General features: G+C 44.7%; 22 protein-coding genes and 2 pseudogenes. 8 read left to right on the top strand and 16 right to left on the bottom strand.

The genetic code is table 11. The features are described 5' to 3' along the window. Positions 1-4: 4 nt before the first annotated feature. From BN3279_RS02570 to BN3279_RS02525, 10 genes are all read right to left on the bottom strand, one after another. Positions 5-2080 carry a pectate lyase family protein gene (locus BN3279_RS02570; RefSeq protein WP_059049094.1) on the bottom strand — a complete coding sequence of 692 codons (2076 nt, stop codon included), beginning with the start codon at positions 2078-2080 and terminating at the stop codon, positions 5-7. Positions 2081-2413: 333 nt separating this feature from the next. After that, positions 2414-3310, bottom strand: coding sequence for a glycine betaine ABC transporter substrate-binding protein (locus BN3279_RS02565; protein ID WP_059049093.1), 897 nt, complete (start codon positions 3308-3310; stop codon positions 2414-2416). 323 nt (positions 3311-3633) lie between these two features. After that, the gene (locus BN3279_RS02560; protein WP_059049092.1) at positions 3634-4329 is read right to left on the bottom strand and encodes a Na-translocating system protein MpsC family protein; all 696 of its coding nucleotides are present in this window, start codon (positions 4327-4329) and stop codon (positions 3634-3636) included. Positions 4330-4613: 284 nt separating this feature from the next. Continuing rightward, positions 4614-6152 (bottom strand): ATP-binding protein, encoded by a 1539-nt coding sequence (locus BN3279_RS02555; RefSeq protein ID WP_187377723.1) that lies wholly within the window; start codon positions 6150-6152, stop codon positions 4614-4616. A gap of 609 nt (positions 6153-6761) precedes the next feature. Beyond that, on the bottom strand, positions 6762-8996 hold the full coding sequence (locus BN3279_RS02550) for an S-layer homology domain-containing protein (RefSeq protein WP_187377722.1): 2235 nt from the start codon (positions 8994-8996) through the stop codon (positions 6762-6764). A gap of 279 nt (positions 8997-9275) precedes the next feature. Further along, on the bottom strand, positions 9276-10436 hold the full coding sequence (locus BN3279_RS02545) for a cobalamin-independent methionine synthase II family protein (RefSeq protein ID WP_059049090.1): 1161 nt from the start codon (positions 10434-10436) through the stop codon (positions 9276-9278). A gap of 590 nt (positions 10437-11026) precedes the next feature. Further along, a complete protein-coding gene (locus BN3279_RS02540) occupies positions 11027-12343 on the bottom strand; it encodes a BaiN/RdsA family NAD(P)/FAD-dependent oxidoreductase (protein ID WP_059049089.1) in 1317 nt (438 codons plus the stop codon). Positions 12344-12376: 33 nt separating this feature from the next. Further along, positions 12377-13690: a BaiN/RdsA family NAD(P)/FAD-dependent oxidoreductase gene (locus BN3279_RS02535; protein WP_059049088.1), complete on the bottom strand. Its 1314-nt coding sequence runs from the start codon at positions 13688-13690 to the stop codon at positions 12377-12379. A 255-nt stretch (positions 13691-13945) separates the two neighbouring features. Beyond that, entirely contained in the window at positions 13946-14557 is a 612-nt protein-coding gene (locus tag BN3279_RS02530) for a DUF4352 domain-containing protein (RefSeq protein WP_059049087.1), read from the bottom strand. Positions 14558-14718: 161 nt separating this feature from the next. After that, on the bottom strand, positions 14719-15510 hold the full coding sequence (locus tag BN3279_RS02525) for a sensor domain-containing protein (protein WP_059049086.1): 792 nt from the start codon (positions 15508-15510) through the stop codon (positions 14719-14721). Between the two features lie 205 nt (positions 15511-15715). Here BN3279_RS02525 and BN3279_RS02520 point away from each other — a divergent pair, with 205 nt between their 5' ends. Then, a complete protein-coding gene (locus tag BN3279_RS02520) occupies positions 15716-16852 on the top strand; it encodes a stalk domain-containing protein (protein ID WP_059049085.1) in 1137 nt (378 codons plus the stop codon). A 59-nt stretch (positions 16853-16911) separates the two neighbouring features. Here the strand turns inward: BN3279_RS02520 and BN3279_RS02515 are convergent, their stop codons facing one another. Next, a complete protein-coding gene (locus tag BN3279_RS02515; protein ID WP_059049084.1) occupies positions 16912-17496 on the bottom strand; it encodes a TetR/AcrR family transcriptional regulator in 585 nt (194 codons plus the stop codon). Positions 17497-17582: 86 nt separating this feature from the next. Beyond that, complete coding sequence (locus tag BN3279_RS02510) at positions 17583-18572, bottom strand: SDR family NAD(P)-dependent oxidoreductase (protein WP_059049083.1); 990 nt, start codon at positions 18570-18572, stop codon at positions 17583-17585. Positions 18573-18961: 389 nt separating this feature from the next. Here BN3279_RS02510 and BN3279_RS02505 point away from each other — a divergent pair, with 389 nt between their 5' ends. Beyond that, the gene (locus BN3279_RS02505; protein ID WP_187377721.1) at positions 18962-19432 is read left to right on the top strand and encodes a hypothetical protein; all 471 of its coding nucleotides are present in this window, start codon (positions 18962-18964) and stop codon (positions 19430-19432) included. Positions 19433-19783: 351 nt separating this feature from the next. Further along, positions 19784-20196 (top strand): annotated as a pseudogene (locus tag BN3279_RS24430) (stress protein). Between the two features lie 142 nt (positions 20197-20338). On the opposite strand, the pseudogene tnpA reads toward BN3279_RS24430, so the two are convergent. Both tnpA and BN3279_RS02495 read right to left on the bottom strand, forming a co-directional pair. Then, positions 20339-20798: pseudogene (tnpA, locus tag BN3279_RS23310) on the bottom strand (IS200/IS605 family transposase). Positions 20799-21078: 280 nt separating this feature from the next. Beyond that, the gene (locus BN3279_RS02495) at positions 21079-21327 is read right to left on the bottom strand and encodes a hypothetical protein (protein ID WP_059049081.1); all 249 of its coding nucleotides are present in this window, start codon (positions 21325-21327) and stop codon (positions 21079-21081) included. 140 nt (positions 21328-21467) lie between these two features. On the opposite strand from BN3279_RS02495, the gene BN3279_RS02490 reads away from it, so the two are divergent. Both BN3279_RS02490 and BN3279_RS02485 read left to right on the top strand, forming a co-directional pair. Beyond that, positions 21468-21689, top strand: a complete 222-nt coding sequence (locus tag BN3279_RS02490) for a helix-turn-helix domain-containing protein (RefSeq protein WP_059049080.1) — start codon at positions 21468-21470, stop codon at positions 21687-21689. A 240-nt stretch (positions 21690-21929) separates the two neighbouring features. Then, on the top strand, positions 21930-22286 hold the full coding sequence (locus BN3279_RS02485; RefSeq protein ID WP_059049079.1) for an aspartyl-phosphate phosphatase Spo0E family protein: 357 nt from the start codon (positions 21930-21932) through the stop codon (positions 22284-22286). 79 nt (positions 22287-22365) lie between these two features. Here the strand turns inward: BN3279_RS02485 and BN3279_RS23305 are convergent, their stop codons facing one another. Next, positions 22366-22542: a ribbon-helix-helix domain-containing protein gene (locus BN3279_RS23305; RefSeq protein WP_082672901.1), complete on the bottom strand. Its 177-nt coding sequence runs from the start codon at positions 22540-22542 to the stop codon at positions 22366-22368. A 128-nt stretch (positions 22543-22670) separates the two neighbouring features. On the opposite strand from BN3279_RS23305, the gene BN3279_RS02480 reads away from it, so the two are divergent. The 3 genes from BN3279_RS02480 (at position 22671) to BN3279_RS02470 (ending at position 23735) form a co-directional block, all read left to right on the top strand. Next, entirely contained in the window at positions 22671-22898 is a 228-nt protein-coding gene (locus BN3279_RS02480) for a hypothetical protein (RefSeq protein ID WP_059049078.1), read from the top strand. A gap of 151 nt (positions 22899-23049) precedes the next feature. After that, complete coding sequence (locus BN3279_RS02475; RefSeq protein ID WP_059049077.1) at positions 23050-23367, top strand: hypothetical protein; 318 nt, start codon at positions 23050-23052, stop codon at positions 23365-23367. Between the two features lie 113 nt (positions 23368-23480). Then, complete coding sequence (locus BN3279_RS02470) at positions 23481-23735, top strand: hypothetical protein (protein WP_059049076.1); 255 nt, start codon at positions 23481-23483, stop codon at positions 23733-23735. Between the two features lie 31 nt (positions 23736-23766). On the opposite strand, the gene BN3279_RS02465 is transcribed toward BN3279_RS02470, so the two are convergent. After that, positions 23767-24213 (bottom strand): hypothetical protein, encoded by a 447-nt coding sequence (locus BN3279_RS02465; protein WP_059049075.1) that lies wholly within the window; start codon positions 24211-24213, stop codon positions 23767-23769. Positions 24214-24266 lie beyond the last annotated feature (53 nt).

Raw genomic sequence — 24266 nt, 5'->3', positions numbered from 1 at the left:
TGTTCTATTGCAGCTCGATGTAATAAAGATTAATTGAATCCGCCTTGGTGATCGTATGGGCACCAGGGGCAAGCGGTACGCTGACCACACCGTCCGTCAAGGTATAGTTAGTGCCATCGATTTTGATCTTTTTGCCACTCTCTTGGTTAAATACCAGCGTTAGCGTCGAAGCCTCTGTGGTTGTAAATTCAATACGTGTCGCTGTCTCGATCTTCAAGCATTGGGTTAAGGTTAGTCCCTTGTAAACAACCGTGCCCTTGCTGGTAGACAGATTTCCCTGAATATTGAAGAAATCACTGCTGGTTCCCGCCGTTGTGAAGTTATGGGCCAATTCCCCAGTAATCGGGCCTGTGCCTGGATTTGGTTCTGGTTCTGGCTCGGGTTCCGGTGATGTGGAAGAATTGCCACCCACGGACACAAGCTGCGTGGTATAGCTTCTTATTTTATTCATCAGTGCCGTATTCATCGCATAGGACGTATCGTCCACAGCGTTATTAAATTGCCAATCAAAGTCCCCGCCATCCAGCCGTCCGGCTTCCGCAGTGACAATTTGTTGGACCGCATTCACACTATCGATATTTGAACTGGATACCCCCAAATCGAGACGGGTATCGAAGTTATTGTAAGCCGTGCCGCCTTTTAAGGCTTTATACGAGCTGGGTACGCTTTCATTTCTGGATGAAGCCAGATACGCATCAAAGGAAGTGGCATGGGCCGATGTCGTACCACTATTGGAATTCGCGTAAATCAAGCTGTCGGCATCCACGATGATATTGTTGTATGCCTTGATGACGCCGCCATCTTCACCGGAGAAGGTGCCATCCCCCAAAGCGTCGGTGCCTTGCAGCGAGCTCATCATTGGATACTTGGCATGTCTGAAATAATTAGCCTCCACAAACGCCGAAGCCCCGGTAGTCACGCCAACGCCATATTTTGAAATACCATCATAGAAGTTGTTATAAATATGGACGGAAGCCACGCGAATCCGTGGATGACGAGAGTCAGAGTGGTCAAACCAGTTATGATGGAAGGTCACGAAGAACTCGGCAGTCTCGCTTAATCCCACCAAAGCCACCTTGCCCGATTCCCAATAGTGATTATAGGAGATCGTAATGTAGGTCGATCCCTTCTTCAGGTCGGTGGAGCCATCTCCCTTGGCCTGGTCCGCATCGCTCCCCGCAGATCCATAGAAAATATCGTTATGGTGCACCCAAACATTGACGTTTCCGGTATCCATGGAAATGCCATCATCCGGGAAGAGCATCAGCCCTAAGTTTCTCACTTCTACGTTGCCAACGGCCCGGAGCAGAAATCCCCAACCGTATGCATAAGCATCATTACCGATACCTTCCAGCGTGATATTCATTTCGGCATAGTTGTTCTTTCCCTTCACCTGAAGGTAACCGTTGCTGTTCAATTGTCCACTCAAATCGTTAGCTGTTATCTTGCCAATAAAACGAATGGCTAGCGGCGTGGTATCGTAACCCTTCTGTCTCAAATTCAGAATATCTCCCAAGCCTACTCCGGTCTGGGTGCGGCCGGAACTGTTGGTAATCACGTCAAGGGTGACGGTGCGTGCATTCTGGGAGGTGATATATAACACTTGCGCTCCGTTCTTGAGTGCCCCATTATCTTGATAGGCCCCTGATCCGCTCCCGAAGGGCGAATTCGAGGAGAAGGCAAACCCCGATCTATCATGTGAAGCTACGGATAGCGGACCAGATACAACCGCCGTCAACGAGCCATCGGCCCGTCTGGCCTCCACCTTCATCACATAACTCCCGGCGGTTAAGCCTACGGCATCCGCTCTCCAGTAAGCAGGATATTTTCGAATTAACTCATTATCTAGCTGCCGGTAGCTGGAGTCTGATGCATTCGCAGGTTTTACATACACGTTGTATCCTACGGCATTGCTCTCCGGCGCCCATTCCACATACGCCGTCTCATTCCAGCCCCCAGCCTTGGTAATAGAGAGCCCCGCCGCATGGGCGGTATGGCTCGGCAACCCTGTTGCCCCTAAGGAAATCGCTAGGGAAAACATTAAAACCAGACTTAGCGCACGACGAATCCTTTTGTTCACGCACAATCCTCCCAATTCATTTTACTTACCAACTTTTTGATGTAAGCGCTGTCCAAAAGCTGTAAAACTTCCTGTCCTACCCTCCTTTCTCCCCATATCGCCTCTATGACGCCCGATGGACGCACAACGAAGCAATACAGATTATATGTATAATGATCTAAATTATATTTTATTTACCAAAATATTCATGAATTGATCATGAAATGGACTATAAGTAAAGGGGAAGCATAACAAGCTCGCGCAGCAAGCGACGTGGCTAAAGATGACAAAAAAGTGGCCTGAAGCGGCCACTTTCCTGGTTGAGATTTATGATTTTGAGGGCGAAATAGCCGCTTAGGACTGCAAATCCTCGATGGAATTAACATCCTCCATATAAGTAGGCACAGCAAGCCCGGACTTCACATTAATCATATTCGCTCCAAGGTCATCCAGACTATCCCCGTATTTGTCCCAATAATCCGCATGGGTTACTGGAAGCCAAGCTGCTACAATGGCATCCACATCTCCATTAGCAACACCGATCCACATCGGCCCGATCTCTACCTGCAAGGCTTGTGCCTCATATCCAAGCTTCTCCTGAAGCACGTAACGAACTACATTGGTGCTTGCCATCTCGGAATCCCACGCCACATAACTGAGGGTGAAGGTATCTCCATCCACAGGCTCCAGCCCGTCTGTCCATTCCTGGACCTGAGCTTCATGTTCGTCAACCCATTTCTTGGCTGCCGCTTCCGGCTCTGCACCATTTTGAATATCGATCATAACCTCTCCCATATCCTCGGATGTCCAGAGGAATCGATCCAGGAATTCATAGGCTACGGGATGATCGTCTTGTAATCCCTGACGCGCTATAGTGCGGATCTCCTCCGGCTCTCCATAAGTCAGCTTCGGATCGTCCAGATACTTGAGATCATAGGTATTAAACATCCAATGAGGGGTCCAAGCTACAATGACAATGGGCTCTTGCTTCTTGTAGGCTCTGTCCAGCTCTGCCGTCATGCCCGCTGCCGAGCTCTCCAGCAACGTCCAGTCGGACAACTCATAATCCTCCATTGCCTGCGCTGTCAGTCTCATGAGGCCTGAGCCTGCATCGGTTCCTGTAATTTTATAGTCAACCTGCTTGCCAACAGACTCTATTCCCTCTCCCGTGGCAATATCAGACGAACATGCTCCTAACATGAGCAATCCTATCAAGCTAGTAAAAATCAACCATTTCCTCGTGTTCTTCATGCTGTATTTTCCCCTTTGTCCAGTTGTTCAGATGCCTGTATTACATTCTGCAGAAGTGTAAAACAACATTTGACGAAACGCGACAGTCGCTGTGCCGATTAACAACGTTATGATAACAAACAATGAAATTGATCACAAATTTAAAATAGCGTTTATTGCGTTTATACAGAAAAAACTTTACACAAATAACTCCAAGGTAGGGTCGTATTCGCTTGTATGCTCTCTTTTCCTACAAATTCGCTACTAAGAATAATTTTTGAAAAAAATTTATTGGGGAGGTCTTCTTGAGTACAAAAAAAGCGACCTGAATGAGCCAATTCTAATTAGTCGACAGGCATCAAAATAAGCACCATCATACTGGTGTCCGAAGCAAAATCCCAATCTACGAATACATCCACCAGCGTTGTATTTAATATTTGTTCAATGGACGTATTATTCCGTAAATACTTTTTCTCCAAGTGATTAATGGCCTGCTTCAAAGGCTCTTCAAGCTGATGCCTAATCAGTTCCTTAGTCAAATCAATGAGCACACCGGAGCGAGCAACCAATAACGTTCTATCATTAATCATGAAGGAGGCGATTTCCTCCGGCCTTTTCTGAATCTGATCACTAACCCAACCGATCTCCTGATGCAGTTTCTCCTGCCCTTTATATACCGACGGTATCTGCGGTTCATCAACCCACACTCCCGCCTGACGTGCAATTAACACACCTGAACGATTGTGTAGCTCCCAATCATAGTAGAAATCCACCGTATTTATTCCTGCCAGAAGGGTAAGATATGCTTTTATCTCAGGAATTAAAGACGCCATTACGATATCTCTGGTGTGTTGAACCAAACGAATCTGCCCTTGGCTGAGAAGAAGTTTCTCTGTCGGCGTCAGAAAGTTCCGTAAATAAATTACAATAAACGTACGGTCTATGCTCACGTAAATGGACTGCGGTCCTTTGCCAAAGGCATCGCGGAGCATTTTTCCAATATGGCTTGCTATTTTATTCTGGAAGCTGTTCTTGTTCATAGTTAGTCAATTCATCCTCAGTCTGGGTAATACAAGCTTCACCCTCATAATTTAAGTTATTTTCATATCCCGTCCTCAATTGGATTTTAATAAAAAAACCTAAATAAAAGGTTGCTAAGCAACTTTTTATTTAGGCTGATGTCCAGCGCGATCTCTGGTTCATTACGACCTACTGTATCTACGGTTAGTGGGGGAACGTGGCCATTACGACAGCTTTCTTAAGGCAATAGCATCATATCTGTTGCCCTCACCTATTTTAATTGATTTCATTTATGCTTAGCAATCTAAATGTTATTTCTGATGACATATTGATCAATAGCCTGCTGAACGGTCCCCCTCGTCTCTAACTTCTCATGTAAAGTCATACCCAATTCTACTACCATGCTCGCCATTTCCGGGCACACGCCGGTAAGCACTACTTTGCACCCCTGCAAGAAGGCACCTTGTACAATGCAATTGAAATTGGAGACAAGTCTCTGATCAATATAGGTGATGCCCGATAAATCAACGATCAGTTGCTGCAACCTTAACTCATAGATACGGGCTAAGATAAAATCCTGATTTTTCTGGGCCGATTGTGCATCCCAAATTCCTGCAGCCGGCAGCAGGGCCAATCCCTCAGCAAGGGGAACAACCTGTACAAGCAAGGGGATACTCATTTCACGTTGGGCATAGAACTGATCATTTTTCCATTCGATGTAGCTTGAAGCAAAGTGATTTTGGTAAAGGTCCAAATGATCATTGGTTTCCCGCTCCAGATCGAAGAAATAAAGCTGGGGTTGTTCACTGTCTTTGTAATAATGTAGCAGTAGCTCCCAGTAGACTCGACGTAGTATCTGAATCCATTCCAGCTTCAGGAGTAAATCCACATCATGATTGGCCCAATTCCTGCCGTGCTCCTTGGCTTGAAGAATCAACTCCTGTACATTCCGCTCATTAAGCGAGCACACCAATGCATGAGAAGATTGGAGAATATAGGCTCCGTCCAACCCTGTCGATCGAACCAAATCCAGAATTTTCTTCCCCTGCTGCTTGAGCATCTGTAAAAAGGCATTTTGATTGGACTCATAAAATTGTGAAAAGCTTTGGCCAGATTCATATCTCCATTCCACCGTAGCCCCTCCCTGTTCTTCATAGAGCGGAAGATGGACAGTAAATTCTGTGCCCCCCCCTACTTCACTTCTTACTCTGATCATACCGTGATGCTCATAAATAGCCGAGAACACCTGTGTTAAACCCATTCCTGTGCCCTCTACTTTGGATGTATAAAAGGGGGTGCCCAGCAGTTGAAGCTTTTCTTCCGGGATACCTATACCAGTATCTGAGATTACAATGACAACTTGCCCTTTAGCCTCATAGTGCTTGATCCTGATGTTCCCCTGATCGCTAATGGCCTCGAATGCATTCTTCAAGAGATTGAAAAAGGCTTTCTTGAGTTGGTTCCGTCTTCCATATACTCTTGCATCTGTATCTAGGAAATGACGTTCAATAACAATTTGATAAGACTTCTCTTGAAATAGGTAAAGCAAAGCTTCCAGCTCCGTCGTAAGATCAATGATATCAAAGGGCTCATCTTCCAAATCCGGCTTGGACACATGCAGCAAATTCTGCAAAGTGTTAATCGCGTTCTCCAGCTCTGAGTAGGCGTACTCCAAATATTTATGATTGGATTCTTCCCTAAGCAGTTGAAGGAACCCCTTCACAGCCGTCAAGGGATTCTTGACCTCATGGGCAATGCCCGCGGCGATTTGACCAACTGAAGCTAACCGGTCCAATCTAAGATCGGATTCGCTTACCTCCTGGTTTTTATTGGATACAGACACAAGAAGCACATCCTTTCGATACATAGATTGTTTTGTTATTTTTTTATAATAAAAAAGCCCAAATAAGAGCCAGCAAGCGCAGCTTTTATCCAGGCTTATGTCCAGCATGATGTCTGGAGCATTAATACCTCTTCAGAGAATGGGGCTTAGCGCAAAAAGGATTACGCTTTTGTCCAAGTGTTCCTCCCAATTCACTAAAACATTATTCATTTTTGCATTTTATCGTCTCGTATGTAAAAAATACCACAATCAACGTCAACGCATACGGACCCCTAAAGCGCCCCTAGCACCAACCTTCCGACATGACTGACCTATTCTCTTGCTCTATCAATCCTCATCCCTGCCTTGAGGTAAAAGCATCTCATCCTTTACCCACTTTCATTGTATCTTTACACAAGAAAGGGTTCAACCATTCTGACAAATTTCTTCCTTTGCATTTTATCTTATATTATTTGGATTTTTGTTATCATTCAGGAGCTGAATCGGGGGATTTTGGGGGAAGCTTATTTTGCATAACAAAAAGAAACTACTCTTTGGCAAAATGGCGGTCTAACCAACCATTCCCTAAAAGAGTAGTATCCTTTGTACCTCAATATACCTTGATTACATCTAAAGCTTACTCAAAATCGTTGCCAGTTCAGCGCGGCTCACGGTCTCCTTCATCGTACTTGGAAACAACGTATCTACCGATACACTTGATCCACTAAGTTCCACATATCTGGATAGGATCAGCTTCATCTGCTCGGTGGTCACCAGGGTATCCGGCATGAAGTTCCCTTGACCATCCCCTGTCATCAAGCCTTGCTCCACAGCCCAGCCAACATAACCACTATACCAACTGTCCTTCGCCACATCCTTGAAGGAATCCACCTGTGCCTGCTCAATTCCCAGATGTCTGCCCAGCGTGGTAATTGCTGTCGCACGGGTTACCGGTAAATCCGGTGAGAACTCACCTGCACTCGTTCCATTCATAGCCCCGGATTCATACAACTGCTTGATTGCCTCATATGAGGCATCGGTTGACTTCACATCGGTGAACGGAAGCCCTCCAATGGTAAAACGCCATTGTGACACGCCGGTGTATGTCTTATTCGAGGATACTACAGCCACTACAAGCTGATACTGACCGTCCTCCTCAGGCATAATTTGCGTAAAGTCATTCTTCAAATCGGATAAAAGATACGTTTCTGAATAGCTTTCCGAAGGAACGTCGGTTACGGTGAGTTGGATGTCACTGTCTGGAACATCTGCGGTGGCTGTAACTCCACTCAGCACAGCTTTTTTGCCAGAGACTACACTTTGGATGCCCGCTCCATCATTAACGGTGAAGGTCACCTTCGTCTTCCCACTAGTATCGGTCGCTTCAGAAATACCTGAGAAGCTATGAGTCGCTTCGGTAATGACGAAAGCGGTCGAACCTTCCCCGCCTTCAGTGGCTGTACCTTGCCCCTCGGAAGCAGGGCCACCGCCAGGTGAGGTTGGCATTCCCTCTGGCATCTGTGGAGGCGTCTCTCCGTCTGGCAGTTCAGGAGGTGTACCACCATCCGGCATTTCTGGACGTTCTCCAGCCTGTGGCGTACCTTCCATCGGTCCGTTACCACCACTTGGTGGATTGCCACCAAAGCCACCACCCATCATGCCAAAGGAGTTGCCCGTATATTGCTGCTGTACCCCATTAATATATAGATTATATTCCGTATCCTTCTGCAGATCCGCAGAGGAGAAGGTCACACTTTGGAAATTCTTTTCCGCTGTATGCTCGAAAATTTCATTGCCTTCCGTGTCCGTCAACTGGATGGTACTGCCCGCGGCCTGCGTTGAAGCAAATGACAGCTCGATAAAAGGCTGCTCCGAGGTCGACGAGGTAGCATCATTACGTGTTCCCAGTGCAATTACGGTACCTCCATTAATCGTGATATCCTTGTCGGCATCCAGACCCCCATCGGGACTACGATCATTCGCCATAGTAACCACAGTGCCGCCGTTAATCGTTAAATATCCGTTGGAATCAATGCCATCTCCTTCTGCTCCAAGACCTGCATTCACGTACAGATACCCATTATTAATGCTTGTGATTGAAATGCCATCCTCATTCGTATTAATGCCGTCATCCTGGGCTTCAATATAGACTTTGCCGCCATTAAGCGCCAGATGCAGCTCGGAATCAAGCCCCTCGTTAGCCGCGGTAATATGCAACTCTCCCGTTCCCTGCGCTTCCCCGGAAATATTCATCGACATTTTGGAATAGAACGCTCCATCATATTTGTGCAGCTTCTTGGTGGTGCCTTCTTTATAAATACGGGCCACATAAGAACCATTTACGGTATTGATAGCATCATCGGCCAGAATAACCTGTGCCCCTGCATTACTTAGATCAACAATCCCCTTCAAATCCTCCGAACTGGAATACGGCTCATATACATTATAGAAAATCACAGCCGGGGCCACCGTATTCGTAATATCTACCCCATCCAGAACAAGCGTTACGATTGCATTCGGATCAGAGGCCGCCTCCTCTCCCAGGTCAATCGCAAGCTGCCCTGCCGACAGAGTCCCCGATACGCGGTAAACGCCCGGCTCGGTAATAGTTACTACAGTATGCTTGTCCGCTTCCTCTGCACTATGCGCATCGGCAGCCGTCCCTTCACCATAACTGCTGTCTTGCCCATCCTCATAATATACAATCTCGGCTCCCGTATAGACGGCTGCCGATGAGCTTGTTGATGCGGCTTGTCCATCTACGGTCACTGCTGTATCCGACAGCTTAATGACGGTCTCCTTAGCAGTTGTACTGGCCAGAGCCGGTCCACATGCGCTGGTCATTGTCAGTGCGAATACAAACATTAAGCACATTGTACGTTTCAACATCCCCACTCACTTCCTTCCATAAGTTTTGGTTCTTGTATGCTCTTAGTCTATATGAGCTGACTTAAACTAAACTTAATCGGAGTTGAATGTTGGCTGAAAGTTGCAGGGTTAGCTTGACGGATTGTGATGTGGAGCTAGAACAGCGGGTGCAAACCCATGCCGGGCGCAAAATTTGATCATTCACCACAGCGCAAAAAAAGCCACCAACCCGTATCCCGGGTGATGACTCTGGAACTATACTTCTGAAGTTGAACGTTACTTGCTCCAATATTGCTTGGCGATTCTTTGGCCTTGGTTAATCTTCGCCCATTGCTCATCTTCCGTTAATTCATTGCCGCCATCGCAGGAAGCGAAGCCGCATTGATGGGACAGCAACAGCCGATCCTTGTCGATAATGCTCGACGCTTCGTCCAGCAAACGAAGAACACGCTCTTCATCGTCCAGCGTATTGGTCTTGGAAGACAACAAGCCCAGTACGATTTCTGTGTTCGGCTTATCCTTGAAGACAGCCAGCGCTTCCAGCGAACCGGCGCGTTCATCATCCCATTCCAGGAAGAAGCGGTCATACTTAAGCTGCTTCAAGAACAGATTGGCAATCTTCACGTAGGAGCCCCCGCCCATGTTACGGGAATCGTAGTTGCCACGGCAGTTGTGCGTCCACATTTTCAAGCCCAAGCTATGTCCAAAGTCGATTACGGTATTGTTAATGTCGATGAACTCATCAGCCAGAGCCTGTACTTCCTCTTGGTTAATATTCTCGCCCGTATACGGGGAGTTTGGATTGTCATCGGCAAATAGCTCCCACAGGCAATCGTCGAATTGCAAAATTTGCCCTCCAGCGGCAGCAAAGTCTGCGACAAATTCCTTATAGGCTTTGACAAGCCCGGCTTTAAGCTCCTGACGAGTCTGATAAACGGCATCCGTGCCACCGATATTATCGGACCAAGACAACTCACCGAAAATATGGGAAGGAGAAGGTACACACAGCTTGGTTTCCTGTTCACCCGCAAGAGTCTTCAGCTTCTTGAACACTTCAATGAAATGATGATTCTTCCCGCTCAATTCACCAGTAATACGCAGGCCGATGTCTTTCCGCGTCTCGTATTTCGAGCTTCCATCAATATCCCGGAAGAAATAACCGTGATCGGCAATATAGCGGCTAACGCCCTCAAAGCCCCAAACAAAATCCAGATGCCACATCGATTTCGAATACTCACCATCGGTAATGACCGACAATTTATTATCGATTTGTTTGCTAACTACATCTTCAATGGCCTTGGCCTCACAGTCCTGGTAACCTTGAAACTCTTGATAAAAAGGATAACTAATATCATCCCGATGCTCAATTTGCGTCTTATATGCTAATAGGTCAGACGGTCGCAACAAGCTCCCTACTGTCTGGAATCTCTCACACATTTCAATAACCTCCTCGGATGGCTCTCATGCTCACTTGTATTGCCTTGATTGTAGCATAGCAGACCATTCGGGGTGTAATACTCAAAAACCATATCTAGTTATAGTTTTTAGCTATAGCTAATAGTTAAAAATTGTGGGGTTGTTATAGTTGGGAAGTCGTGCTACCCATAGTTTTTGAAGAAAGTCGGTGTCTATTTTCAAGTTTAAAATGGATTACAAATTGCACACGGTAACAGCACTTGTTTTGGAAATCTGGTCTCTTGGAATTGCTTGGCACCGGATACAGACGCAAATGAAAACCAGCCACCATCAACTTTTTCGACCTCTTTACCCTTTAAATATGTTCCATTAGGTTTGCAGTATGAACATTCACTCTTATGTAATCTAGAAACATTGGTGGGTTTATCTACATTAAGCCAGTACACACGAATCACCTCCATATTCTCTAATTTTACAGTAAGGGATTATATTCTCTGCGATGTGATTATATTCACTATTCTAGGCTAGAATTAAGTTGGTGTACTCCTGCCAGCTTCAAAGCATAAAAAAACCGCCGAACTAAGTAATCTCAGTCAGCGGCTTATCACTCTCTATTTCTTGCCAGCAATCCGCTTGGCCAGTGCCGTTGCCGCGGTATAGCCTGAGCTCCAGGCCCATTGCAGGTTGTAGCCCCCACAATCGCCATCAACATCCATGACTTCACCGGCCAAATAAAGCCCAGGCACGAGCTTGGATTCCAGTGTTCCTTCTTGTAGGTCTGTCGTGTCGATACCCCCGGCTGTGGTTTGAGCGTTCGGGAACCCGTTGGTATCCGTCACGATGAAATCCCAATGCTTCATCAGGCGGCACAAGGCCTTTCTAGTCTTCCAAGACATATCCTGACACAGTAGATTTTGGTCCTCACCGATGCCCGCCTCTTGCAAGAGGATCGGGATCAGCTTCTTATTCAAGATGCCGATCAGAGAATTTGCAACCGTCCGGTGTCCGAACATGCCCCAATGTGTATCAAGGAAATCAGTAACCTCTTCATCCGTCTTGTCCGGCATCATATCCAGCGATAAGGTCACTGTGTGTCCTTTGGCAAGCTGAGCGGCAGCCTTCCGGCTTAACTGGAGAATGGGTGGGCCGGAGGCGCCATAATTCGTAAACAGCACCTCGCCATATTCGCTGCGGATAACTTCACCATTAGCGATGATGTGTCCCCAGCCCTCGAATTTAACTCCGGACAACTCCTTCAAGTACGGACTATCCAGCTTAAGTTGAACAATCCCGGGAACCGGGTCAATCAAGGTATGCCCCAGTCGCTGGGCCAAAGTATAACCCGAGCCATCCGTTCCGGTCTTCGGTGCAGTAAGACCCCCCGTACAGAGAAAGAGATAATTGCTGGTATAGGTGACCTGTTCCTCGCTATCCGTCTGACACACAATTGTAAAGCGCGGGTGTCCCTCGGACACCATCACGTCTAGCACCTTGGTCTTGAAATAGATCGGTGCATTGCGGTCCTCCAACGCAATCTGAAAAACCCCCAGCACAGAGGCAGCCTGCAAAGACATCGGGTACATTCGGCCATTCTCAATAGCGACCAGAGGGAGGCCAATCGTGGAGAAGAAATCCACAGTTTGCCGGACGCCAAATTGCTGCAATACAGGCAGGGGGAATTCCGCCTGATTGCTATGGTATTTGGTCGACAAATTAGCCGCTTCGTCTCCCCCCGTTGCCGTCGATTTATTCGTTATATTGCAGCGGCCATTACCGGTGGTTAGTACCTTTTTGCCGACACGGTCATTGCTCTCAATAATAGCGGTATCGATCCCCAGATCTCGCGCCGTAACAGCGGCCATAAGTCCGGAAGCCCCCGCACCAATAATGAGCAGCTCGTGATGCTTAGAAGATTGAGATTTATTCATAGGAGGTGAAACCATTCCTTTTTGTCCATATTTTCATCGGAAAATGTGCTTGCCCAGCGCCATCGCGGCCGTATAACCGGAGCTCCAGGCCCATTGCAAATTGTAGCCGCCAAAGTCTCCGTCCACATCCATTACCTCACCGGCCAAGTATAGCCCAGGCACGAGCTTGGATTCCAGCGTACCTGGGTCCAGCTCTTTCGTAGCAATCCCTCCCGCTGTCGCTTGCGCATGCTCAAAGCTATGGGTTTCGGTTACTTTGAACTCCCAGGATTTTAATAGCTTATAGAAGATTTTTTTCGTTTTCCAGGAGAGATCCTGGCACAGCAGGCCCGACTCTTGATCGATCTTTGCTTCCTTCAGCAAGACGGTGACCAGCTTCTTGTGTAAAAAGCCGATAAAAGATTCCGCGACCGTCCGGTGCGCAAATAATCCCCAGTTCGTTTCCAAAAATTCGATAACCTCATCCTCCGTGCGGTTCGGCATCAAATCGATGGATAGCGTCACGTCATCCCTTTTTGCCAGATGCACCGCTGCCTTCCGTCCAAGTTGTAAAATAGGTGGGCCGGAGAAGCCGTAGTCCGTGAAATGAATTTCGCCAGCTTCACTGCGGACGATTTTCCCATTAACAAGGAGGTGGGCTTGTCCCTGAAGCTTGATGCCTGATAGCCCCTTCTGATAGGGATACTTCACCTTCAACTGCACAATGGCCGGCAAAGGCTTGATTAAGGTATGCCCCATTCGCTCTGCCAGCGTATACCCCGATCCATCCGTTCCAGCATTCTGGCCCGTAAGTCCGCCCGTACAAAGAAACAGATATTCGCTGGTATAGACAGTCTGCTCCCCCGTATCGGTCCGGCATGTGATGGTGAATCGCGGTTGATTCGTCGATACTGTCACGTCCATCACCTTGTTGTTAAGGTATACCGGAATGTTCCGTTCCTCCAAAGCAAGCTCAAAAATATCCACCACGGATGCGGCTTGCAGCGACATCGGGTACATTAAGCCCTCTTTCAACCTGGTGAGCGGCAGTCCAAGCACATGAAAGAAATCAATGGTTTGTTGAATACCAAATTGTTGCAACACAGGTAGGGGGAACCCAGACTGGCTTCCGTAATACTTGCGTGACAAAGCCACCCCTTCGTCGTCCGTTCCCGCCCTTGTGGATTCATTTGTTATATTGCAGCGACCGTCGCCTGTCATGGCGATCTTCTTACCAATTCGGTCGTTACCCTCCAGAATGGCGGTATCTATACCTAAATCCCGCGCCGTAACAGCAGCCATAAGTCCTGATGCGCCTGCACCGATAATGATCAGCTTATGGTGCACAGCGTCATGATAATCGTACATGGTTGTTCGTTGCACCCTTTGTCCAAATAATTTATATTTTTTTAATTATAGCATAAGTAGAGGCGCCTCTTAATGCCGACAAGGAAGCAAATAGCTATGCGTTGTCCTCCATCTATCTTAGAACCATCTTTCACGAAAGTTAGAGGAATTATTCCTGCTAGAGATGTGGCACCATTCGCGCAAAAAAAACCGCAAGCTCTGGGAGAATTCCCATTACGCTTGCGGTTTCTTTTATACTAGCAACAATAACTCCACCTATCTCAAGGTAATCGTCACTTTGTCCTCATCTTGTGCGAGCTTTAATACCAAGCCATCTTCGGATTGGGCTACGATATCAGGAACTTCAATGACCACAAACCCCGTTTTCGAAGCTAGCGGCTTTACACTCTCATTGCTAAGGTCTTTATCGATCATCGTAATCGTATAATTATACTCATATTTGTCGTTAAAATAGGCCTTCATCTCAACGCCGCCAATCATGGCCGTAAAGCTATCCGCTTCCGTTCCTTGGTTGGTCACCGTATAGTTCAGAATCAGGAGCTTATTCCCTTCATCGGCGCTGGAAGCAAAGTAATCATCACTGACCTGTTGATTAAATTCAAAAGAGTTCAGCATAATCTCCCAATCACTCAAATTGAACTTGTCCCCTACTTTCAGGCTGACTTCTGCTGGTGCTTCTGGCTCCTTAACCGGTTCTTCTGTAACAACCGCTTCCGCTTGCTCATTACTTGAGTTATTCGTAGCACCTTGTTCCTGTGCCGTAGTATCCGCCTCCGGCGCTTCTGGTGATGTGGACGCAGCATTTCCACAGGCAGTAACCAGTACCAACAAAGCTATCCATAAAATACCTAAACTTGCTTTTCTCAAGATGTATCCCCCTCTATTATCTATTAGTACATATTACCATACATGAGAGTTATCTACCCATGATATAAAGGAAACTCACTTCTTAACTGGAATTGAAAAGGGAGCCTTACTATGCGGAAATGCATAGCCAAGACCCCCTCTATTTGTCACTTCAACTCGTATTAAGCAAGCCATACTTTCTCTGAACCGGGCTGATTTTCTGAAAAATCTCCTCCATAAGGTGACTCGGCAGGCACATGAAATTGCGGGGCTTCGACCGCCTCTGGCGACGGTTGCTGCATATAGGACTCATCCACATACATGATTCTGCGCTGAACCTGCATCAGACCATTCACCACACGAAGCGCGATCCAGAAAAGTACAACACCCAAGCCTACGTATAACAGATATTGCTCATTATACGACCAGTTAATATGGAAATAATGGAACAGGTTATTTTCCAGGATATCCAATTGGATTTCATTCATCAGAATGATATGCACCGCAGGAAGGGCGATGAACCCGATTCCCAAGGCTAACGCCGTCACCATTACCACAAAGAAAACGATACCTGTGACAAACCGCAGTAAGACGAGCATGACATTTCTAATGAATAATCCACCGTCAAAACCCTTCACCATACGCTTGAACCAATTTTGCCCGACTTCGGCTTGTGAATGGTTAGGAGTTGAAGCCGGAGGAGTCGGCAAGCCCAGGATATGTCGAATCAGACCCTGCTCAAAATTCACTATCCCCTGAAGCAGCTTCGCCACTCCAAAAAACATCGGTATTCCGATAAATATCGGGGTCAACACCACGGATAGAACCAACCCCGTAATCGCTAGTGTCAAATAAACAATCCCCAACGGGAGAGATAGCAATAAGTAGAGAATCGTTGCATAGGTTTTAGGATTAAACAGCACCCAACTGACCTTCCCCATCTTGGCCGTTGCAGGCGCTTCTGTTGCCTTCATCATCAAACACTCCCTTTAAGCTGTCATAATTCACGCTCTAAGTTTATAAACCCATTATATCTACCTTAGTTACGTGACATAACCGTCTTAAGGGGGTGCTCGGGCCTAGACTTTGGGCTAGGATTGGGGGAGTTATAAAAGGGAAATTATTCTGTATGTCGAATATACAACTATTGTAGTATTTTACATAAAAGGAGAAGGATTAATGAAAAATATTTTTACAAAGTATGTATTTATCTTGTCCATAATCAGTTTACTCGTTACGCTACCGTTGACGCCAATTTCTGCAGCGCCCAAGTTTACTAACCCGATACGCATCTACGTTGAGGACAAGGAAATTAAACCTACTGTTTCACCTGTTTTGAAAGGAGGGAGGGTGTACGTAGAATTCCGTAGTATCGCTTTGGCCTTAGGTTTTGCTTTTAAGTATGATACAGCTAATCAAGTTATCACCGCCGGTTCGGAAGATATATCATTTAAAATTGACATTAAGAATGGCACAACCTACATAGATGGGAAGCTGTACGAATTTAATTCGGAGGAGCCAATGACAATCGCTTCCGGGAGCAACACTTTGGTCATGATTCATTTGTTCAATGCAACGGACTATACATATGCTGATTATAACGGCGCGAACAGGACCGTGACTATTTCTGAAAACTTATGGAGAGAACCAAGAACATCAGATTTTCGCTCGATTCGCTTAGTGATTGAACAATTTTTTAAGTCAACCTATGACAATGCCACTATCACAAAATATGAAGTCTCACCTTCATGGGGAGCCGCCACCGTATGGGTTGATGCAAAAATTCCCAAAAACGAAACCATGTTGCTAAATCACTTGTTACATACGGAATTTCAATTAGAAAGACAAGAAGACAACCAGTGGGTTATTCAAGAAATGTACTCCAAAACAGAATACTTGGACTATAAATCTTTGGCGCGGAAGGAAGTAGAGGTGCCTGAACCTGATAAATCTAGTATAAAAAGGGTGATCACCTCCTATTTCAAAGCACTGGATGAGAAAAATGCGGAGGCAATTGTGAGCCTGATATCTTCCGACGAAACTAAAGAGGAGTTGCTTAAATATTACAATTGGGAATTTCAACGTGAAATGTCTAAGAATACTGGTTATAAAGTAGACGAACAACCTATCATTGTTACTTATAACTCCGATGAATCCATGGTTTACACCGTTTTTTCAATAAAAGAAAAAGTAAGTGAGAATCCTGTTCATTTTCGAGGCTACTATCTCTTGCCCATTGTTAAGGCTCCCGATGGAAAATGGTATCTTTCTTCTGATAATGAGATTATGCTTGGTTATGAAAAACTCTCTAATTAGTTAAAACCAATGGGGAGCAATGCCAAGAGGAGAGGAAAAGAGCACTTTAATTGGTGCTCTCAGAATTGATTCTGTAAAAGAGCGAAATTATGTTGAAGATAATGAGCTAATGGATAGCGGCCCTGTTCCTGTCTCCAGATATCTTGAGAAATACGAACGGTACCTATCACAATCATGGCTATGAGGCGAAGTGAAGACTGCTCCTCTGCTGGCCACAATTCACACAAAAGTTCTGCTAAAACGTTCTCCATATCCAGATTAAAGACTTCTTTCCGTTTGCGTAGCGACTCGGACGAGCTTATGACCCTGTCTAAATCAACGGTTTCCTTTGTCACGTATAGGGATGCCATTTTTAGCAGGCAGCTTTTTGCAGCATCAAATGGAGATTGGTTTATTGCTTCCTTAAGCATTACTACTCGCAACTCATCCAAGAGTTCGTCGTATTTTGCAAGCAGAACATCTTCTTTAGACTTGAAATAATAGAAAAAAGTCCGGCGTGAAATATTAGCCGCTAAAGCGATCTCATCCAAAGTCGTTTGCTCGAATCCCTTCGAAAAAAACAACCCCAAACTTTTTTCAACAATCCGTTCACGCGTTTCTCGTTTCTTTCGTTCACGAAGACCGTTAGAGATATCTTTGGACATGCCTTTTTTGCTCCTTCCGGTTCTGAGACCAAACTCGCAAAAATTGTAGCAAATATGCGGCAATCCGTCTAGTTAGACTGTATTATCTAAAGAGCTGGCGCTTCAATTGCTGTGAGAACCGCGCTACTATGCAAGAGTTCCATAGCACGCTCCTCATCATATGACTCGATGGAAGATCGGATTTCTTTTAGGCCTTCAAAGTATTTACCACTAATACCATTCAGTGCTGGATCGATGATAAGTCGTGCCAATGCTATACCAGATTCCTTGGGTGAATGGATATTTTGTGTAATGAACCTTCGCATCAGCGGTAGGACTCTAGGCATTACTAAATCCCACATAAATCGGATTAAACCCGTATACTCGCGCGCAAGGCCGGTTCCAGGCATCATACCTGGGTCAAATGCATTAACGGTGATTCCCTCGGGCAGTTGCTGAGCAAGCCCATATGTGAGGTATATACTAGCAAGCTTAGATGTAGAGTATCTGCGCCCGCGGTCAGCGTTTTCATCGTCATTGGCAGCGGAAGGTCCAAGCTCTCCTTTGGCCAAAGCGAACGTTGAGTTCCAGGCCGGCGCTGGAACGGTAGCCCCAGCGGGAAGTCCTTCCATTTGCGCTGGGTCATGTACACCGCTAGCAACAATAGCAATTCGGGCAGGCTTCATAAATGATGGAAGCAGTAGGTCAATAAGCAAATAGTGCCCGAGAATGTTTACTGCGAAGGTTGATTCAAATCCATCCACCGTAAATACCTTCTTACCCTGAACGCCTGCATTGCAGACAAGGCCATACAGAGGTGGGATTTCTTTCGCTTCCAGCCTTTGCTTAAGCTTTGCTGAGAAGGCCCGGACTGATGCGAACGATGCAAGATCCAACACCATCGCCTCCACGCTCGCTTCAGCCATAACAGACTTGCGTAGTAAATGAACTGCCTCTTCTGCACGCTCAGGGCTACGGCAGGCAAGAATGACATGATACGGCTGCGATGACATCAATAGTGTACTTGCGCAAGCGTATCCCAGACCCGAGTTACCTCCCGTAATAATGACTGTTTGCCGCGCTGTTTTATTAACCATTTGCTATTAATCCCCTTCCACCATTTAATTGCACTCAGTGTTTTTATGCACTTGGTGTAATCATATTATCGCACTTAGTGTAAAATTAAAAGAGGGAAATTTATTTAAAGAAAATGGGACAGGAATTACCCTGATTAAATAGGCAGTGATTCAACAGGAAATTTTAGTAATTGTCTGTAGAATATGCGGCATGGACCTTAAGCTTAAGATATAATGAACTCAACACTATTGCCTGTGAATACTTCAGATTTCGGAGGAGTTTTGAAAATTATTGTTTATTGCAAGCTTTCAAAGATGTTTTCAGCCAGATAGGGAAGGAAAACGGAAAATAGCTATTATCATATCGAGGTGATGAAATGAAAGCTCTATATAAATTGTTGTTTATATGTATGGGACCGCTCTTAATTTCGGCCTGCTCACAAAATGTGATAAGTAATTCTTCCTCTGCTCATTTGGATCTAAGTCCTCCAGTTGAAATTTCAATTGATGAGGCTGAAGCTAAGGTCCCGTTTAAAATCAAACAACCATCCATTCCTTTTCAAGTTACTCAAAAATCAACAAGGATTTTAGACACCAATGGTAAATTTGATGCCGTAGAAATCACTTATGCAAATACTGATGAAGGATCGAACCTCATCCTAATGATAACAAACTCAAAAGCGGACACGCCTCCGACTGGGAAAAAAAGGCTAAAATTAGCTAACAGTTCGCAAACGTGGGACCAAGGCAACGAACATATAAGTGCCATCTACTGGAGAAATGAGGGTTTAACTTACTCTCTTATTTCAGGAAAAAATAATAATCTCGATCCACTGTATGATTACCAATCACTGATTGAAATAGCAAATACGATAAATTGACCGTGGTAGTGTTCATGGTAACGAGACATGAGATTATAATAACTATCTTTTTTAGGGACAAAAAAATCCGCAACCGAATTAGGTTGTGGATTTGACATATGGAGGCGAAGGGTACCCACTAAGTGCTGAAATAAACGGCCCTGCCAACACATTTGGCGGGGCTCTCATATTCCCAAGCGCTTGGGAGTTTTAAGGAGCTTGCATACGCTCCTAATTCATAAATACCACATACGTTGATCCCACAGCGATTAATAGAATAGATACCTTCTCGACAAAATATGGTAAATAAAGCAAGGAAGACCTTTATATTTTGTGTTAGAATGTCTCTAATTTTGTTGAGGGGGAAACTGTATGAAATTTAAACTTTATTCTGCTTTGGTACTATTATTCATCCTGTCGGCGTGTACAACGTTGAGTGGAACTATCTCTGCTGATGATGTAATCTCCAAGTTTAAAAATGCTGGATTAGAGGCAGAGAATGTGACAGATGTAAAAGCAGATGATATGGGATAGCCCCTATGAGATTTAAAGAAGGAAAAAGATTATATACACCGTCAATAGGAGAAGGTGCAGGAGGAAAGGTGTTTATTTTCGAGAAAAAAACAGACATGGAAGAGTTAAAAACTTACTATGATGAACTTGGAAAATCAATGGCTATGTTGTTTTCACATACCTACGCTAAAGGTAATATATTATTGCAAATAACTGGAGAAATGGAAGAAGAACAATTCAATAAATATAAAGAAGTTATTGACGAATTGTAAATCATAACCACCCGTCCAACGGGTGGTTTGCTCTTGGGGTATAACCCCCTGTTGCCAAACTGCGCCTAAAGACGCTAGCCTGACAGCAAAACTGTTCAAGGTCAGTGTTGTTTGTCTCTTTCACTTACCAGTCGAATTGGTTTTACTTCTTGTTGCTACGATGACTACTAAATGAGCTTCTCACTCTTTTACACTCAACTTGTCTACCGCCTGATTATGTGCCTCTTGCTCACGTATATACTGCTTCGTTTAACCCCAGTGTCCTTACATAGTAGACTTCCGCCCAAAATTCCGATTCCCGTATTTGCACTTTAATTGGGTGTGCTTTTCGAAAATCATCAGTGAACTTTTCCCCTTCAGATATCCCATGAATGACGAGACAGAAATCTTTGGGGGATCGCCACCACCATGTGTACATGATCTGGCATCATATGCCCTTCTATAATCTCCGCTCCCTTGTACTTACTATAGTCGTTTCATGATTTCAATCAAGTCTTTTCTCACTTGATTATAGATTTCTTTCTGTCTATACTTCGGGGTGAACATAATGTGGTATTTGCACATCTACTTGGTGTGCGTAAGCTATAGTTCTTGTTTGCCATCTAAGACCTTTCCTTTCAATTGAGCCTGAATACCTCAATTCTATCGGCTTGGTCTTAGTGGTCAAACCCTCTTCCCCTCTACCCGCAAAGCGAGTAGTTCTTTGTTTCTCATGCTTTGCGTGCTCAACTAGCTAAAGCCTAGCAAAAACGGACACCACTTGGTGTCCGTTTTTCAGTACTTAAATGGAGGCGAACTTACACTTTTAAAAACCCTGTCAGTTAAATTCGATAAAAAAGATAATTTAAAAAGGCCCTGAGGGCCTTTAAATATTTTGTGAAGTTACGCTAATTTATTTTTTACCTCTATGCAAAGTTCAAACCCTAAAACTACGCCGCTTTTAGCGGTGCACCCAACTAAGTTGTTTAGGATATCTTCCAGTTCATAAGCATGCTGGGCGTATTGAGGGTTTTTTGTTAGGTCGTATATAATTTCTTCCAAACGAACGTAATCGCCTTTTTCATTATTCCTCACTAACTCCAAGGTTTTGTTCGTTGCAACTTCTAATAATGGATCAAAAATGTTATCCATTTATGTTTCTCCCTCTTTAGTTAATTTTATGGTGTTTTTATCTGTTACTAAGCAGGAAAAATTATTGTAACATCATTTAATTGCAACCTAGTTTTGTGATATTCTTTATTCGTAACAGAAAAACATTAAAGGAGTCTCCCATGTACTTTACCCGTGGGAGAAGCTTACTCAAAGTCCGCCTCAAGGATCGGGGTATCAAGCAAATTGAATTAGCCCATAGAACGGGCATATCCAGACAAATGATATCCCAATACGCTAACAATAGGTCCTCCATGTCCGTAGAAGTTATGAAGACAATTTCGTATGTACTCGGCTGTCACATGGAGGAACTATATCAGTGGGAGCGGCATAATAAAGAGTAAGCTCTCCCCGGTTGCTTGTAAGGTGACAACTTACAAATCTTATCCCTCTCCGAAGTCCAACACCCCTCTCTCCATCCATTATGTAACCCCTTTATTTCTATCGAACCGGTTCATATCCCTATGATAGCAACAAATCAAATGGATTATTTTGTAATGTCGAATTATTCCTAGTTACTGCATATTTAAGAACTTTATTGCTGAAAATAAATTTTAAAATATGCACAGAAGGGTATTGACACCGTGGAATATTTTAGGGAAAGAATTGAGAAAACCAGGGAAAGAATCCATCGACTAGTTAACGAGAAGGGTTTCGACCATCCAGATGTATTGCAATTAAGTAAGGTAATGGATCAAATGCTCAATGAATATGACAATTTGGTGAACAAGGGTAAAAATGAAGCTTCTCCGCCTCCTAATAAATATATTAGGATAATTCCAAATGGAAGCGGCTACACAATGGTTTTGAATGATAGGTCTAATGTAGAGGTTTTGGGACAGGCTGATTCATTTGATGATGCAAAGACTCTCGCCTTTTCCCGTTCAGACAATTTTGAAATACCCGTCTTTTATCTAGAGCAGAAACTAAAAGATAAATAAGAACTTATGTTCTTGTTTTGATTATAGTACCCCGTTGCCATTTTGGCAATACAAAATAAACGACCACTTCGGCTTATGCCTATGTGGTCGTTTTGTTGTGCTGCTCCAAAAGTAATTCAACGGCCTGATCCAATAGCTTGGACTTCGGAACTTGTGTTTCCTTGTGAAGTTTGTCAAATTTCTCAGCCAAATCATTACGCAATGAGTTTGATAGAGCCTTCCTATTTACTAGTCCTCTGTTCCCTGCCTCTTTCATTTCGATCACCTCTTGAGTATATATTAAAACAAATCCAAATTGAATGCAATTAATTTCAATTTACTACTTGCAATTGAATTCAATTTAATGTATAATAAAGACATAAAGAACAAACGGAGGTAATGGAAATGAAGGTAATCAAAATGACCCATAAAGAAAAGGTTGATATGATTCGGAACTTCATCAAGCCGGGCACAAGATGTTTTGCCTATAACCAAGATGATATATACCAAGCCGCAAGTGAGGTTGCGGGGTTTGAGGTCAAGGCGCGCATCAACATCAGAGGGGGGTGCGTATTCCTCGACAGCGAAGCATCGGCTGAAAAATATGTAGATGAAATGTGTGCAGAGCGCTAAACAGATAAAAGCCGCCTGATGCGACATCATTAAGCGGCTCGGATGGGAAAACTACCAGGGGCTCTCCCGTCCTCCATCTTATCAAATAAGTTGAGGTAACGAAGAGGTAAGTATTCAAAATGACCCATAAAAAAGAAAAGGAGATATTACAATGAAAACAGTGACGCTTTACAAGGAGACGTTGAAGAACAAAAGCACGGGGGAAATTGTACATAATTTTTCGGTATCTAAGTGTAGCTTTGAAACAACTATATTCGCCCATCTTTCGGACTTGGAACATTTGAGTTGGGATGAAGGAGCGGAGTACATTCTTCCGGAAGAGTTTGAGGTGGTGGCAGAGAGGTTTGATTGGTATGAGAAGGTAGTTTTTGTAGGAAGTAAAGACTCTATCGAGATTAATAACGTAGACGGCGAACCGATACTCAATATACCGAATCACCCCGTAAAATTAGTGAGGGCTCAAAGCTAAACGGTAATACCCTACAGTAACTTTTTCGACCGCGAAGTCGGGTGAATCGCGCCAGAGCGTTTCGATCGGTGTTCATCTAAAATATAAATATTGAATTTACGGAGGTTTTGAGAATGAATTATGGAAAATTGAAGTTTTCTCACACATGCACCAACGAAAGCGAGAAGTACATCCTCGTCGGAAGCGGGAAGGACTACATCAGTGAACACGACACACCGGAAGAAGCTGCGGAAGCGCTGGGGAAGATATCGATAGGCGAATCAAAATGGGGGCATGTTCGCGTTTTGTATCCTGGGGAAACTTATACATTCGAGTTCTCCAAGCGATTATACCCGGACGAAAGCTACGTGGATTGGAGCCTGGAATGACAATAAAGATGAGAGCGGGAAGTTTATGCTCTCATCTTATTTTTTCGGGGAAAAGCGCGGCCCAGGCGAAGCAGCGAGAAAAATCGCCAGTCCACTGTAGTGCATCTAAATGTATTGACGCGCCTACTTCAATGCGATCCACAACATAAGGCAAAGGTGCCGGTCTCTTCGCTTTGGTTGCCAGTGGTCCATTGAACGTTTCGTGCATCATTCGCCACAAAGAACCGTCGTCTTCCTTACTGCATGCTGTTGTTAGGATTGGGGCACCTTCCGGTCCATACACCGTGGTAACTGCGGTTGGGCCCACTTGGGTCGTCTTGGCTCGGTATATTTCGAATAATTTAACGCCCTCCGGTTTAAGCGCTTCTTTAAACAAGCGTCTCATTACAAAGTACATCTTTTTGTCCACTTCGCTCGCGTATGACTTGCGTGTGTGCCCTGTATTTAGTGTTACGTGGTTCAAAAATTCCGTTTCCATATTCGGCTACCGCCTTTCTCAATTCCAACTAAACTTTCTACATCTCAGATATT

Origin of the sequence: Paenibacillus senegalimassiliensis, from assembly GCF_001486585.1 — a bacterium.
Lineage (GTDB): Bacteria > Bacillota > Bacilli > Paenibacillales > Paenibacillaceae > Fontibacillus > Fontibacillus senegalimassiliensis.
Note: the sequence above shows the minus strand (reverse complement) of the source record. Positions and strands in the feature narration are given on the sequence as shown.